Here is a 13,662-nt window from a genome sequence, read left to right as displayed (position 1 = left end):
ACCGCTTCTTTACATTAGTAATGAATAATATTAATGCGTGGGCTGCGATTTAGATGGCTTACATTTGGTAAATTTTAATCAGAAAAGTCTAGAGTATAGCAATTTCACACCAAGTATAAGTTGTTTTCATTTACCACGTCGCTTAGCGGAATGTTCTATTTTACCCGTTACTTCTTGGCGAACGATAAGACGGCGTAACTGCGGTTATGCTTACTCATTGCCAGAAGGGACTAGACTATGAACAAGACGATTCGCGATTTGCTGGCCAAGTTCGGTGCGCTTCCCGTTGCTGTCGATCAGATCGAAGACGATGCTGATCTCTATGCGACGGGGCTGTCTTCTTTCGCTTCCGTACAGCTGATGCTCGGCATCGAGGAAGCCTTTGACATCGAATTTCCCGATAATCTGCTGAACCGCAAGTCCTTCGCCAGCATCGCCGCGATCGAAAGAACCGTCGGCATGATTCTGGACAGCAGAAAGGTCGCCTGATGACTGCGGCGGTCGCTCGAATTGAGGTTGGGACGAGCGAGGGAGCGGCCGTGCGTGCCGCCCGCGTCGCAGCGATTGCCAGCCAACACGCCGATGCCGTCGATGCCGAAGGCCGGTTTCCACGCGAAGCCGTCGACGCCATGCGCGCCGAAAAGCTGCTTTCCATCCAAATTCCCGCCGATCTCAGCGGCGAGGGCGCGTCGATCACCGAAATTGCCGAGCTTTGCTCGATCCTCGGCCAGGCCTGCGCCGCCAGCGCCATGGTTTTCGCCATGCATCACATCAAGCTTTCGAGCCTCGTCGAACACGGCGCCGACAGCGAATGGCATCGTGACTTCATGAGCCGTATCGCCAGCGAGCAGCTGTTGCTCGCCTCGGCGACGACCGAAGGCGGCATCGGCGGCAATCTGCGCAACAGCATCTGCGCCATCAAGGTCGAAGGCGATACCTGCACCCTCGAAAAGGATGCCACCGTCATTTCCTATGGCGCCTATGCCGATGCCATCCTGATCACCTCGCGCAGCCACGCCGAGGCGGCGTCTTCCGATCAGGTTCTGACCTGCTTCCTGAAGAATCAGTACGACATCAAGCGCACCGTCGAGTGGAATACCCTCGGCATGCGCGGCACCTGCTCCGACGGCTTCCTGTTCAAGGGCGAGGCTCCGGCCACGCAGATCCTGCCGAAGCCCTTTGCCGAGATTGCCGCGCAGTCGATGCTGGCAAGCTCGCATCTGCTCTGGAGCGGTGTGTGGTACGGCATTGCCGCCGACGCGGTTTCCCGTGCCCAGGCTTTCGTGCGGGCTGCTGCCCGTAAGTCTCCCGGCGCGCCACCGCCCGGCGCGCTGCGTCTGGCCGAAGCCTCCAGCATGCTGCAGATGGTGAAGTCCAATGTAGTCGCGGGCCTGAAGGCCTATGAAGAGGCGAAGCTCGATGCGGACCGTCTGTCGTCGATGGCTTTTGCCGTGGCGATGAACAACGTCAAGATCGCGTCGTCGGAGATGATCCTGCCGATCATCAACCATGCGATGCTGATCTGCGGTATCATGGGCTACAAGAACGGTACGCCCTACAGCCTCGGCCGCCACCTGCGCGACGCGCACTCGGCGCAATTGATGATCTCGAACGACCGCATTCTCGGCAATACGTCGACCATGCTGCTCGTCCACAAACAAGATACCAGCCTGTTGGGGTAACCGTCATGGATATGCAATCCTCGTTTCTCGACCGTCTTTTCGATTCCGGCCTGCTGATCGATACCGGCGTTGACGGCCTCTACGGCCGCAGCGGTCAGTTCGAAGACGTCATTTCCGCCTTCGAACGACTGATCGACACGTTCGGCGGCGCCGATGGCGCCGAAGCCATCCGCTTTCCGCCCGGCATGAACCGCGCCTTCTTTGAGACGAGCGGCTATATGAAAAGCTTCCCGCAGCTTGCCGGCACGGTGCACAGCTTCTGCGGCAACGAGCTCGACCATATGAGCCTGCTGAAATGCATGGAAGTGGGCGACGACTGGACGAAAGACCAGCAAGCGACCGATATCGTGCTGACGCCGGCTGCCTGCTATCCGCTCTATCCGACGGTTGCCAAGCGCGGCGCCATTTCGGAAAACGGCGCGCTCTACGACCTGCAGTCCTATTGCTTCCGCCATGAGCCTTCCAAGGACCCGGCCCGCCAGCAGCTCTTCCGCATGCGCGAATATGTGTGCATGGGCAGCGAAAAGCATGTGACGGATTTCCGCCAGAGCTGGATGGATCGCGGTGTCGAGATGATGAAGGCCGTCGGCCTCGACGTGACCATCGACGTCGCCAACGATCCGTTCTTCGGTCGCGCCGGCAAGATGCTCGCCAACAACCAGCGCGACCAGAATCTCAAGTTCGAGCTGCTGATCCCGATCACCTCGACTGCCAAGCCCACTGCCTGCATGAGCTTCAACTACCACCAGGATGCCTTCGGCACGAAGTGGGGCCTGAACTTTGCCGATGGCAGCGTCGCGCACACGGCCTGCGTCGGCTTCGGCCTGGAGCGCATCGCGCTGGCGCTGTTCCACACCCACGGTCTCGACGTCAAGGAATGGCCCGAGAGCGTGCGCAAGACGCTGTGGGGCTGATCGCTTCCATGGCTTCCGTGTTTCAGGGACTGGATCCCGCCGCCTACAAGCCGCATGCGTTGCACGACAGCGAGCGCATGTGGCCGGAAACGAACTGCTACGTCGATCTCTGGATCGAGGTGCTTTCGACCCTGAATCTGCCGCCGGAAGCCATGCTCGGCTTCACGCTGACACAGGATTTCGAAGGCGATCAATTCACCTTCTTCAAGGTGCCGCTCGAAGATCTGGAAGCGCTCTACGGCGTGCGCTGCACCGAACTTGCGATCTACGACAAGGTTGAGAACCATGTCGCCGAGCAGATCGGCCGCGGCCGGCTCTGCCTGGTGGAGATGGATTCCTTCTTCATGCCGGACACACAGGGCGTGGGCTATCGCCGCGAGCATGGCAAGACGACGGTGGCGATCAACCGGCTCGACATGGAAGGCCGCACGCTGGACTACTTCCACAATGGCGGGTTCTTCCAGCTGTCGGGCGAGGATTTCGACGGGCTGTTTCAGCTGCATCTGACGGATGAGGACCTGCCCTTCCTGCCTTACACGGAATTTGCGAAATTCCCGGAGAAGGCACCGGCCGAGGCTGCGATCCGCGAGGCTGCGCGGCAGCTTCTCTCCTTCCATTTCCGCCGTCGCCCGCAGGGCAATCCGGTCCGTGCCTTCGCGAATGTCTTCCCTGCACAGGTGGAGGCGATCGCCGAGCGGCCTTTCGGCTTCTTCCACAAATATGCCTTCAACACGCTGCGCCAGCTCGGCGCCAATTTCGAGCTTGCGGGCAGCCACTTCGACTGGTTCTCGTCCGATTTCTCCGAAGCAGCTGTCGAGGCGCGCAAAATTTCCGAGACGGCGAAATCGGTGCAGTTTCAGCTTGCCCGCGCCATCACGCGCAAGAAATTCGAGCCGCTGCGCACGGCGCTTGATCCCGCCGCCGATGCGTGGGATTCCATGATGGGCGAGCTCGAGCGGAAGCTTTGACCGGCTTCCGTTCGATCGCGAGACGGCTGGGTTATTTCTGAGAATATTGGGGCGGGGGGAAATCCCCGAAGATGTCATGGGCGGGCGCTTGGCGGATCTCGGCGGCGGTATGCGGCTGAGCGAAGGTTGGAATCTGGTGTTGACGGATGCAGGCACCTGCATCTCGCCTTCCGATGTGCCGCTGACATCCGGCTTTATCCCGGCGCCCGTGCCAGGCACAGTGGCGGAAGCCTTGGAAAAGGCCGGGCGTTTCGACCGGACGAGGCCTCAGCCTCTGCATGATCGCGATGCCTGGTACATCTGCCGTCTAGTGGATGCCAAGGCGGGAGACGCAGTCCTGCGGCTGGAAGGGCTTGCGACGCTTTGCGAAGTCTTCCTCAATGGCCAGCAAATCCTCGTGTCCGAAAGCATGTTCGAGGCGCATGACGTTGCCGTCACCCTGCTTGGCGGTGACGAGCTGGCGCTGTGCTTCCGCGCGCTTGAGCCGAAGCTCTCGGAACCTGGGCCGCGCGCCCGCTGGCGGCCGCAGATGATCACCCCGCAGGGTCTGCGGACGGTGCGCACGACGCTGCTTGGTCATATGCCCGGCTGGTGCCCGGAGGTTCAGGCCGTCGGCCCTTGGCGTCCAATTTCATTGCTGCGGCCGAATGCGCCCGTCATTCGTGATCTCTCTCTGCGGCCGGATTTGCTCGAGAGCGGCGAAGGCAGGCTCTATGCCTCGCTTTCGATCGAGGGCTATGGCGAAGAGCTGGTGTTGAAGTGCGGCGATGCGGAACAGGTTTTCGAGAAGGATAGTGCCGGGCGCTATACCGCGATCCTGAAAATCCCAGATGTGGCGCCATGGTGGCCGCATACCCATGGCGTACCGCAGCTTCATGATGTCACGCTCGCTGTCGATGGTGTCGAGCATGCGCTTGGGCAGACCGGTTTTCGCCGGCTGTCGGTGGATCGTGGTGCCGACGGTCAGAATTTCGCTGTTGTCGTCAATGGCGAACGGATCTTCTGCCGTGGCGCGGTCTGGACCACAGCCGATATCGTGCGCCTGCCCGGCGGCTGCGAGGATTATGAGCGCTGGCTACGGCTTGCGGCCGAGGCCGGCATGAATATGATCCGCATCGGCGGCACCATGGCCTATGAGACGCCCGAATTCTTCCGTCTCTGCGACGAACTCGGCCTGATGGTCTGGCAGGATTTCATGTTCGCCAATTTCGACTATCCGAAGAACGACAAGGCGTTCAACGCCCATGTCGAAACGGAGGTTTCGCAGTTTCTGGGCCGCACACGCCTGTCGCCATCTCTGGCAGTCCTTTGCGGTGGCAGCGAGATCCACCAGCAGGCGGCGATGATGGGCCTGCCCGAACAGTTCTGGAAAAGTCCGATCGTGGAAGAGATCATCCCGCCGCTGGTGCAATCGCTGCGGCCGGATGTGCCCTATGTCGTCAATTCGCCGTCCAGCGGGTCGATGCCGTTTTCGCCGAACGCTGGGGTCACGCACTATTACGGCGTCGGCGCCTATATGCGGCCGCTTGTAGATGTCCGCCGCGCAGATGTCCATTTTGCCGCGGAGAGCCTGGCCTTCGCGCACGTGCCGCAAGTCCGCACGCTCGGCCAGCATCTGCCGGTCCCGGCAGTCCATAGCCCGCTATGGAAAGAACGCGTGCCGCGCGATCGCGGCGCGTCATGGGATTTCGAGGATGTGCGCGATCATTATCTTCAGGAACTCTATGGTTTCGATCCCAACAGGCTGCGGCGGGAAGATCCCGATCTCTACCTCAACCTCTCGCGCGCCGTGACCGGCGAGGTGGCCGAGGAGACCTATGCCGAGTGGCGCCGCCAAGGCTCCGGCTGCCACGGGGCGCTCGTCTGGACGCTGCAGGATCTGCTTCCCGGCGCCGGCTGGGGCGTGATCGATTCCACGGGGGAACCGAAGCCGGTCTGGTATGGGCTGCGCCGCGCCTTCCGGCCGGTTCAGGTGCTGCTCATGGATGAGGGTACTAACGGGCTCGATGTGCATGTGATTAATGAGAGCAATGCGGCTCTCGATCTGACCGTCGAGGTCTCCTGCCTGCGCGACGGCCGCCAGATCGTTGTCGGTGGGGGCCGCGATCTGGTGCTCGAAGCCCGAGGCAAGCAAAAGATAGCCTGCACTGATCTGTTCGGCGCCTTCTTCGACACGACCTATGCCTTCCGCTTCGGTCCACCATCGCATGATGTCACGGTGGCGCGGCTGACAGCCTCGGCGACCGGCGCTGTTATCGCCCAGGCTTTCTACTTCCCGCTTGGTCGAACGAAAGCTTTTCACGATGCCGAGATCACGGCATCGGTCCTTCAGGAAGGCGAGGATTGGTATCTCGATCTCGCCAGCGATCGGCTGGTGCAATCGGTGCAGATCGATCTGGAAGCCTATCGGGCGGAGGATGACTGGTTCCATCTTGCACCGGGCAGCAGGCGGCTCCGGCTGCACCGGCGGGAGGGCGTTCCGGCCGATGTCATTCCATCCGGGCAAATCCGCGCTATCGGCAGCCGGCGGGTCGTTGAGGTTTGAAGGGGCAAGAGAGGGGCCTGTTTCTTGCACCAATAAACTGGACGCTGATTGCGTCCATGCCTACCCCCGCTCTTGTAAAAACTAAGAACTAGACGAGGACGAGCCCTCGCCTAATCCTAAGCTTTCACTTTCTCGCCCGCCAGGGGCGAGATAGGCCCCACCTGCATCAACATGCTCCTACAAAGTCACCCCATCCGGCCCGAACAAATGGCAACGCTCGGGATCGATATGGATGCTGACCGTTTCGCCGGCGCGGATGGCCTGCTGGTCTTCCAGCGCGACCGTCAGTGCCTGGCCGCCATGCAGCGTGACGTAGAGGATCGTCTGGCCGCCGAGGTGTTCGACAAGATCGACACGGGCATTGCCGAGCGATACGCCGCGATCACCGACGTTCAGATGTTCTGGGCGGGCGCCGAGGGTGACGGGCTGTCCAGGCTGCAGGCCGCCCAGCCGGCGCGGCAGGCGCACTGTCTGGCCGGCGAGATCGATGACGGCGGAGCCGTCGTCGGAGGCGACGATCTTTGCGTCGAGGAAGTTCATTTTCGGCGAGCCGATGAAGCCGGCGACGAACTTGTTCTTCGGCTTGTTGTAGAGGTCGAGCGGCGCGCCGACCTGCTCGATGCGGCCGCCATTGAGTACGACGATCTTGTCGGCCATGGTCATGGCCTCCGTCTGGTCGTGGGTGACGTAGATCATGGTGTTGCCGAGGCGCTGGTGCAGCCGGGCGATCTCGACACGCATCTGCACGCGCAGTTCGGCGTCGAGGTTCGAGAGCGGTTCGTCGAAGAGGAAGATGTTGGGTTCGCGCACGATGGCGCGGCCGATGGCGACGCGCTGGCGCTGGCCGCCGGACAGCTGCTTCGGCTTGCGCTGCAGCAGCTGCTTGATCTGCAGGATTTCGGCGGCCTTTTCGACACGCGGCTGGATGTCCTGCTTCTTCATGCCGGCGGTTTCGAGGCCGAAGGCGAGGTTCTTGTAGACGGTCATATGCGGATAGAGCGCATAAGACTGGAAGACCATGGCGATGCCACGCTTGGAGGCGGGGACATCGTTCATGCGGCTGCCGTCGAGATAGAGCCCGCCGCCGGAAATCGGCTCCAGCCCGGCGATCATGCGCAGGAGCGTGGACTTGCCGCAGCCGGAAGGGCCGACGAAGACAGTGAATTCTCCCGGCTCGATTTCAAGGTCGATCCCGTGAACCACCTGAAGCTCGCCATAGCGCTTGATAACCTTCTGCAGCGATACGCTTGTCGCCATGGGCGCTCCCTCCTTGTTGGTCCTGATGGCTCGCGGGGCAACGTTCATGACGGCCTCCAGCTCCTATATTTCTTGGCTTCCGGCCCCACAGGGAAGCGAACTTCGGTGCGGGTTTCCGACGATTCATAGAAGGCCGTGACCAGCTCCAGCGCCTGGCGGGCATCGGCTGTGGTCACCGGCAGCGGTCCGCCCGAGACCAGCGCTTCGTGGAACAGGCGCATCTGCGTGTTGAAGCGGTTGGGGATCGGCGACCAGTTGGCGAGCAGCGCATCGATTTTGGCGCCGATCTCGTCATTGGCGGGAACGATTTTCCAGGGGTCCTGGCCGGGGCTGTAGGGCTCGTGGTTGCTTTCGATCAGAACGTTTTCGAAGGCGAGGCGGAGGCGGCTGATCTGCTCCTGCGAGCCGAGCGTGGCGCTGATGGTGGCGAGCGCGCCGTTTTCCATAAGCAGGCTGGCGCTGGCGCAATCCTCCACTTCGATGTCATTGACGCGCGTGGCGACGCGGCCGAAGAGGCCTGATATCGGCCCCATCAGATAGGTCAGCATGTCATGGAGGTGGATGGAGTGGGTCATGAGGACGCCGCCAAGCTCGGTATCCCATTTGCCGCGCCAGGGGATTGCATAATAGTCGGCGCCGCGCACCCAATGCGTCTCCGACGTGGCGACATAGGGCTTGCCGGCAATGCCTGAAGCGATGATGCGCTTCGCCTTCTGGATGCCGTCGCCATAGCGATACTGGAAGATCGGCATCAGCCGGCCCTTGGCCGTCTTTTCGGCCGCGATGACGGCATCGACATCGGCGAGCGATCCCACAAGCGGCTTTTCGCAGACGACATGCTTGCCGGCCGCAAGCGCCTGCATGATCAGCTGGAAATGCGAGCCGGGCGGCGTGCAGATGTCGATGATGTCGATATCGGGCATGTTGAGGACTTCCGAGAAATCCTTGAGGCGTCTCGCGATGCCGAATTCGTCGCCGACCGCGTTCAGGCGCTCCTCGTTGAGATCGCAGAGAACGGCCACTTCGTAGCGATCAGAGTGAGGCAGGTAGCCTTCCGTAATGTGGGAGCGGCCGATGCCGAGGCCGATGATCGCGACTTTCTTGATGTCGGACATGACGCAATTACCTTTGAATGTTCTTGAGCGATGTTGCTTCGGCGAGCGCCTGCGCCTTCAGCGCCAGCTCCATGGCCTTGAAGCAATGTTCCTGGCCCATCGCCGTTTCGGTGCGGTCTCTTATGTCGGCGGCAAGCTGGCGGCCATAGGGCAGCTCCACTCCGCTGCAATCGATATGCTGCATGCCCTTGCGGTCGGTGAGGAAGAGATGGTCGGTGCCGGGCCGGCCGGCGACGTCGATATATTTGCGCAGCTCGATCGTTCCTTCTGTGCCGACGATGAACAAGCGGCCGTCGCCCCAGGTGGAAAGCCCGTCCGGCGTGAACCAATCGACGCGGACATAGCCGGTGACGTCGGGCGTTCTCACATGGAAATCGCCATAGTCCTGCAGGCCGGGCGTTTCCGGATTGGCGCGATTGGACACTGTGGCCGACAAGACCTCTGCTTCCAGCGAATCTGCAAAGAACAGGAACTGCTCGCATTGATGCGAGGCGATGTCGGTGATGATGCCGCCATAGCGCTTGCGGTCGAAGAACCAGTCCGGCCGGGTCGGCTTGCGCAGCCGGTGCGGGCCGAGACCTGTCGTGTGGATGACTTTGCCGATGGCGCCGGCCTTCACCAGCTCGCCGGCCTTGACCGTCGATGCCGTCTCGAAATGCTCGGAATAGAGAATGGAGACGATGCGCTTGGTCTCGGCCTGCACCTTTTTGACCTCAGCGAGCTGATCCAGCGTCACCATGCCGGGCTTGTCGAGCATCACGTCCTTGCCGTGGCGCATAGCCTCGATGGCAAGGCCGGCGCGCTCGTTGGAAATCGCGGCGCTGACGATCAGCGCGATGGAACTATCCTCGAGGATTTCCCTTTTATCGGCAACGCGCCGTGCTTGCGGAAAACGCCCGGCGAAGACGGCGGCGAGATCGTCCTCCACCGCATGGAAGGCGACAAGTTCGGCGCCGGCCCGCAGCATGACGTTGACCTGACCGTAGATATGATCGTGATTGAGGCCGATGGCGGCAAAGCGCAGCGCGCTCATGCGACATTTCCTTTCAGTGGGTTTCTTTGTTTATGGCCCCGAACCTTGGGCATTCGGGACCATGGGTTCATAATCAGCGTTTGAGGCCGGCGGTCGCGATGCCGTCGATCAGCAGCCTCTGGAAGAAGAGGAAGATCAGGAAGACCGGGATCAGCGACAGGCTCGACATGGCGAACAGGCTGCTCCAGTCGGAACTTCCGGTGGAATCCACGAAGGAACGCAAGCCGAGCTGCACCGTGTAGGTATTGATGTCGGAGAGATAGATCAGCGGCCCGAAGAAATCGTCCCAGGTCCAGATGAAGGAGAAGATGGCCGCCGTCGCCAGAACGGGAAGCGACAGCGGCAGCATGATGCGCCAGTAGATGCGCCAGGGGCTGCATCCGTCCATCATCGCGGCCTCGTCGAGCTCGCGCGGAATGCCGCGGAAGAATTGCACCATCAGGAAAATGAAGAAGGCATCGACCGCGAGGAATTTCGGCACCACAAGCGGCAGCATGGTCTTCACCCAGCCGAGCTTCAGAAAGAGGATATATTGCGGGATCAGCGTGACGTGATAGGGCAGCATCAGCGTGCCGAGCATCAGAGCGAACCAGAAATTCTTGCCCCAGAAATTCAGACGCGCGAAGGCGTAAGCCGCCAGCGAGCAGGAGATGACGTTGCCGATGACCGAAAGCACGGCGATGACGGCCGAATTCCAGACGAATTTGCCGAAGGTGACCTGGCCGCCGAACCAGCCGCGGGCATAGGCGCTGAAATCGAAGTGTGACGGGATCAGCGATGCCGTGCCGAAGATCTCGTTCTGGTCCTTGATCGAGCCGGAAAGCATCCATAGCAGCGGATAGAGCATCACGATCGACGCTGCGACGAGAGCGACGTGAATGAGGACGGAGAGGTACCACGGGCGCTCGCGCGGCGGCTTCATATCCTCGGCAAAATGAGTGAGCTTCGCGTCAGTCATCGTAGTGGACCCAATAACGAGCGGAGAGGAAGGAGAAGGCGGTGAAGATCGCGATGATGATCACCAGGACCCAGGCAAGCGCCGAGGCGTAGCCCATGCGGAAATAACCGAAGGCTTCCTGGTAGAGATAGAGCGTGTAGAACAGCGTCGAATCGATCGGGCCGCCGGTGCCGGAGGAAATCACATAGGCCGGCGTGAAGGCCTTGAAGGCGTCGATCGTCTGGACCACGGCGTTGAAGAAGATCACGGGCGTCAGCAGCGGCAGGGTGATCTTGAAAAAGATCCTTGCCTTGGAGGCACCGTCGAGGCTGGCGGCTTCGTAGAGATCGGTCGGGATCTGGCGCAGGCCGGCGAGGAAAATGATCATCGGCGAGCCGAACTGCCAGATGGCAAGAATGACAAGCGTGTAGAGTGAATAGTCGGGATTGGAGATCCAGCTCGGCCCGTTGATGCCGAAGGCGTACCAGAGCAGGGTGTTGACGATGCCATCGGCATCGAAAATCTGCCGCCAGAGCACGGCGATCGCGACGCTGGAGCCGAGCAGCGACGGCAGGTAGAAGATGGCGCGATAGACCGGCAGGCCCTTGATGCCGCGGTTGAGCAGCAGCGCCACCAGCAGCGCGAAGGCGAGCTTTAAGGGCACGGAACAGACGACGTAGAACAGCGTCACCTTCATCGATGACAGGAACTTGTCGTCAGCCGTTGCAATCCGCACGTAATTGTCGATGCCGACGAGGTTCGGCGACTGCAGCAGATTGTAGTCGGTGAAGGAGAGATAGAGCGAGGCGATCGCCGGCCCGAGGGTCAGTCCGAAGAAGCCGATGAACCACGGCAGAAGGAAGAGATAGCCGGGTGCGTTGCGCGCGAATGCGCTCGGCGCCTTATAGGTGGTTTCCACGCGCAGCGGCGCGCGCTCGCCGACGGCCAAGCCGCCGGCAACGCTCTTGCTGTTTGTACCCACGGTGTCAGCCTCGCGTAATGTTTGCTGCTGCCTGTTCGGTGAACTTCGCGCCAGCGTCCTGCGCGCTGGTTTTGCCGAAGGCCACTTCCTCGGCGATCTTCTTCAGCAGGAATGCATTTTCGCCCGCGCCGTTCGGCGGAGACGGCGGCAGTGCGCCGACATGCGGCGTCAACCGGCCGATGTAGTCGACCACCTTCTTGCTCGTCTCATCCAGAGCGGGCGTCAGCAGATCACGGATTTTCGGCGAGGCGGGAACGCCGCGCTCGACGCCAAGCGTCTTTGTGCCTTCCGGATCCTCCACCAGATAATTGACGAAGGCGACGGCGGCGTCCTTATTCTGGGACGTTGCCGAAACCGACATCAGCATCGACGGCTTCAGATACTGGCCGGGCTTGCTGCCCGGATTGCTGGGATAGGCGATGAGGTCGATCTTTTCCTTGACAAGGCCCTGAATGGCGACGAACTGGTTGGAATGGGCGTAGCTGACGGCTGCCTTCTTGGTCACGAGCATGTCGGTCTCGAGGGTCTGCTGGTCGAGTGCCTGTGCATCGGCGGGGACGCAGGCACCGATCTTGCGCATATGGCCCCAGAAATCGAACCATTCGGTCGCGTCCTTGGCCTCGAAGGCCAGCTTACCGTCGCCGGTATAGAGCGCCTTGCCGCGCTGGCGCAGCCAGCATTCGAAAGCCGGCTCGCCGCCGCTTGCATCCGCAGTGCCGTAGAAGCCGCGGCGTTTCTTGGCGGCCGTGACCTTGGCGCAGGCATCGCCGAGCTGTTCCCATGTCATGCCGTCTTGCGGCGGCTCGACGCCGGCTTCGTTCCAGGCGGCCGTATTGACGACGACCATCGAGGAGTTCACGCCGAGGCTGACGCCGTAGATCTTGTTGTCGACCTTGCCGGAATCGATGTTGGCAGGGCCGAAATCCTCGATCTTCAGGCTCTTGCCGAGATAGGGCGTCATGTCGAGCAATGCACCGCGGCGGGCATATTCGAAGATGTAGCGATAATCCATCTGGATGAGATCGGGAGCGTTGCCGCCGCCGGTCTGGGTGGCGAGGCGCGTCCAATAGCTGTCCCAGCCGAAGGATTCACCGGCGATGGTGACATCCGGGTTTTTGGCCTGATAGGCCTTTACCGCCGCAAACGTACGATCGCTGCGTTCCTTCGACCCCCACCAAAGAAGGCGCATCGCGGTCGCCGCATTGGCGCGGGAAAGTCCGATACTGCTGAAAGCGAGTGTGGCTGCCATGCCGCCAAGCAACTGCCGGCGGTCGATCGTCAACGTCATCCTGGTCTCCTCCCCAGCGAACCGATGATTTACGAACTGCTTTGCATGATATAACTATTTGGTTACAAGTTGGATAGAAACGCGACCGCTGTCAAGCGCCAATCGTGCGACAATCAAAACGATGCATGCCGGAACCGGCAGCATCCGCCGCTAATGCTACCGTTCCGAAGGAGATCGTCCATGGTAGGCAGGGCGAGACAAGAGACTGAAAATAAAGCACAAGCGGACGCCGGCAAGGCCATGGGCAAGCGGTCGAGAAAAGCGTCGCGCAATCCGCAGCGCACCCATGCCACGATCCTCGACGCGGCGACGGAGGAATTTGCCGCACACGGCTTCGGCGGTGCCCGAGTGGATGGGATCGCAGCGCGCGCGCAGACCAACAAGCGGATGCTCTACCACTACTTCGGCGACAAAGAGGGGCTCTATCTCGCCGTGCTGGAAGCGAGCTATGCGACGATCCGCAATGCTGAAAAGCAGCTGGATCTTGCGCATCGCGATCCGGAGGAGGGGATACGGGAGCTTGCCATGTTTACCTGGCGGCATTTTATCGCGCATCCTGAGTTTTTGAGCCTGCTTGCCACCGAAAACCTGCATCAGGCGCATTATCTGCGGCGGTCCGACAAAGTCTCGGCCATGCATTCGCATCTGATCGACGAGCTTTCCGATGTGCTGCGCCGCGGCGAGGCGCTCGGCATTTTCCGCCCGGCGATCGATCCCATTTCCGTCTATCTCACGATCGCGGCGCTCGGCTTCTTCTATCTGTCGAACCGACATACGCTGTCGACGATTTTTGCTCGCAAGCTGACGGCGCCGGATGCACTCAATGCCTGGGGCGAACATATCGTTGCCGTCGCGCTTGCTTCGATCCGGGTATAGGCGCGTTGGAAACACGCTTCGAAGCTTTCGAGAAATTTTCAAAAGGCGATTGACAAGTCTGGAAG

12 protein-coding genes are annotated in these 13,662 nt (G+C 61.0%); 6 read left to right on the top strand and 6 right to left on the bottom strand.

All coding sequences use genetic code 11. The features are described from left to right. Positions 1 to 237 precede the first annotated feature (237 nt). The 5 genes from Q4Q11_RS07355 (at position 238) to Q4Q11_RS07335 (ending at position 6,109) form a co-directional block, all read left to right on the top strand. The gene (locus Q4Q11_RS07355; protein WP_106999433.1) at positions 238 to 489 is read left to right on the top strand and encodes an acyl carrier protein; all 252 of its coding nucleotides are present in this window, start codon (positions 238 to 240) and stop codon (positions 487 to 489) included. Beyond that, positions 489 to 1,682, top strand: coding sequence for an acyl-CoA dehydrogenase family protein (locus Q4Q11_RS07350; protein ID WP_498569088.1), 1,194 nt, complete (start codon positions 489 to 491; stop codon positions 1,680 to 1,682). The genes Q4Q11_RS07355 and Q4Q11_RS07350 overlap by 1 nt, the downstream gene beginning before the upstream one ends. Before the next feature lie 5 nt (positions 1,683 to 1,687). After that, a complete protein-coding gene (locus Q4Q11_RS07345) occupies positions 1,688 to 2,596 on the top strand; it encodes an amino acid--[acyl-carrier-protein] ligase (RefSeq protein WP_112504811.1) in 909 nt (302 codons plus the stop codon). Between the two features lie 8 nt (positions 2,597 to 2,604). Continuing rightward, positions 2,605 to 3,564 carry a DUF1839 family protein gene (locus Q4Q11_RS07340; RefSeq protein WP_498569087.1) on the top strand — a complete coding sequence of 320 codons (960 nt, stop codon included), beginning with the start codon at positions 2,605 to 2,607 and terminating at the stop codon, positions 3,562 to 3,564. 76 nt (positions 3,565 to 3,640) lie between these two features. Beyond that, on the top strand, positions 3,641 to 6,109 hold the full coding sequence (locus Q4Q11_RS07335; RefSeq protein WP_498569086.1) for a glycoside hydrolase family 2 protein: 2,469 nt from the start codon (positions 3,641 to 3,643) through the stop codon (positions 6,107 to 6,109). Positions 6,110 to 6,286: 177 nt separating this feature from the next. Here the strand turns inward: Q4Q11_RS07335 and Q4Q11_RS07330 are convergent, their stop codons facing one another. The 6 genes from Q4Q11_RS07330 to Q4Q11_RS07305 all read right to left on the bottom strand — a co-directional run bounded on the left by Q4Q11_RS07330 (position 6,287) and on the right by Q4Q11_RS07305 (position 12,721). After that, the gene (locus tag Q4Q11_RS07330) at positions 6,287 to 7,366 is read right to left on the bottom strand and encodes a sn-glycerol-3-phosphate ABC transporter ATP-binding protein UgpC (protein ID WP_113215046.1); all 1,080 of its coding nucleotides are present in this window, start codon (positions 7,364 to 7,366) and stop codon (positions 6,287 to 6,289) included. Between the two features lie 44 nt (positions 7,367 to 7,410). After that, positions 7,411 to 8,481, bottom strand: coding sequence for a Gfo/Idh/MocA family protein (locus tag Q4Q11_RS07325; RefSeq protein ID WP_498569085.1), 1,071 nt, complete (start codon positions 8,479 to 8,481; stop codon positions 7,411 to 7,413). 7 nt (positions 8,482 to 8,488) lie between these two features. Further along, entirely contained in the window at positions 8,489 to 9,514 is a 1,026-nt protein-coding gene (locus Q4Q11_RS07320) for a Gfo/Idh/MocA family protein (RefSeq protein WP_498569084.1), read from the bottom strand. A gap of 73 nt (positions 9,515 to 9,587) precedes the next feature. After that, positions 9,588 to 10,472, bottom strand: a complete 885-nt coding sequence (locus tag Q4Q11_RS07315; protein WP_112504802.1) for a carbohydrate ABC transporter permease — start codon at positions 10,470 to 10,472, stop codon at positions 9,588 to 9,590. Then, positions 10,465 to 11,376, bottom strand: coding sequence for a carbohydrate ABC transporter permease (locus tag Q4Q11_RS07310; RefSeq protein WP_498569105.1), 912 nt, complete (start codon positions 11,374 to 11,376; stop codon positions 10,465 to 10,467). The genes Q4Q11_RS07315 and Q4Q11_RS07310 overlap by 8 nt, the downstream gene beginning before the upstream one ends. Before the next feature lie 61 nt (positions 11,377 to 11,437). Beyond that, on the bottom strand, positions 11,438 to 12,721 hold the full coding sequence (locus tag Q4Q11_RS07305; RefSeq protein WP_498569083.1) for an ABC transporter substrate-binding protein: 1,284 nt from the start codon (positions 12,719 to 12,721) through the stop codon (positions 11,438 to 11,440). Positions 12,722 to 12,901: 180 nt separating this feature from the next. Between Q4Q11_RS07305 and Q4Q11_RS07300 the strand changes: the two genes are divergently transcribed. Next, the gene (locus Q4Q11_RS07300; RefSeq protein ID WP_498569082.1) at positions 12,902 to 13,597 is read left to right on the top strand and encodes a TetR/AcrR family transcriptional regulator; all 696 of its coding nucleotides are present in this window, start codon (positions 12,902 to 12,904) and stop codon (positions 13,595 to 13,597) included. The last annotated feature ends 65 nt before the right edge of the window (positions 13,598 to 13,662 follow it).

Source organism: Rhizobium sp. UFLA01-1127 (assembly GCF_059803845.1).
This window is presented reverse-complemented; position numbering and strand designations above follow the sequence as displayed.

Excerpts from the sequence above, each read along its gene's own strand:
- Q4Q11_RS07355 (WP_106999433.1), top strand. The coding sequence starts at position 238 with ATGAACAAGACGATTCGCGATTTGCTGGCCAAGTTCGGTGCGCTTCCC.
- Q4Q11_RS07350 (WP_498569088.1), top strand. The coding sequence starts at position 489 with ATGACTGCGGCGGTCGCTCGAATTGAGGTTGGGACGAGCGAGGGAGCG.
- Q4Q11_RS07345 (WP_112504811.1), top strand. The coding sequence starts at position 1,688 with ATGGATATGCAATCCTCGTTTCTCGACCGTCTTTTCGATTCCGGCCTG.
- Q4Q11_RS07340 (WP_498569087.1), top strand. The coding sequence starts at position 2,605 with ATGGCTTCCGTGTTTCAGGGACTGGATCCCGCCGCCTACAAGCCGCAT.
- Q4Q11_RS07335 (WP_498569086.1), top strand. The coding sequence starts at position 3,641 with ATGGGCGGGCGCTTGGCGGATCTCGGCGGCGGTATGCGGCTGAGCGAA.
- Q4Q11_RS07330 (WP_113215046.1), bottom strand. The coding sequence starts at position 7,366 with ATGGCGACAAGCGTATCGCTGCAGAAGGTTATCAAGCGCTATGGCGAG.
- Q4Q11_RS07325 (WP_498569085.1), bottom strand. The coding sequence starts at position 8,481 with ATGTCCGACATCAAGAAAGTCGCGATCATCGGCCTCGGCATCGGCCGC.
- Q4Q11_RS07320 (WP_498569084.1), bottom strand. The coding sequence starts at position 9,514 with ATGAGCGCGCTGCGCTTTGCCGCCATCGGCCTCAATCACGATCATATC.
- Q4Q11_RS07315 (WP_112504802.1), bottom strand. The coding sequence starts at position 10,472 with ATGACTGACGCGAAGCTCACTCATTTTGCCGAGGATATGAAGCCGCCG.
- Q4Q11_RS07305 (WP_498569083.1), bottom strand. The coding sequence starts at position 12,721 with ATGACGTTGACGATCGACCGCCGGCAGTTGCTTGGCGGCATGGCAGCC.
- Q4Q11_RS07300 (WP_498569082.1), top strand. The coding sequence starts at position 12,902 with ATGGTAGGCAGGGCGAGACAAGAGACTGAAAATAAAGCACAAGCGGAC.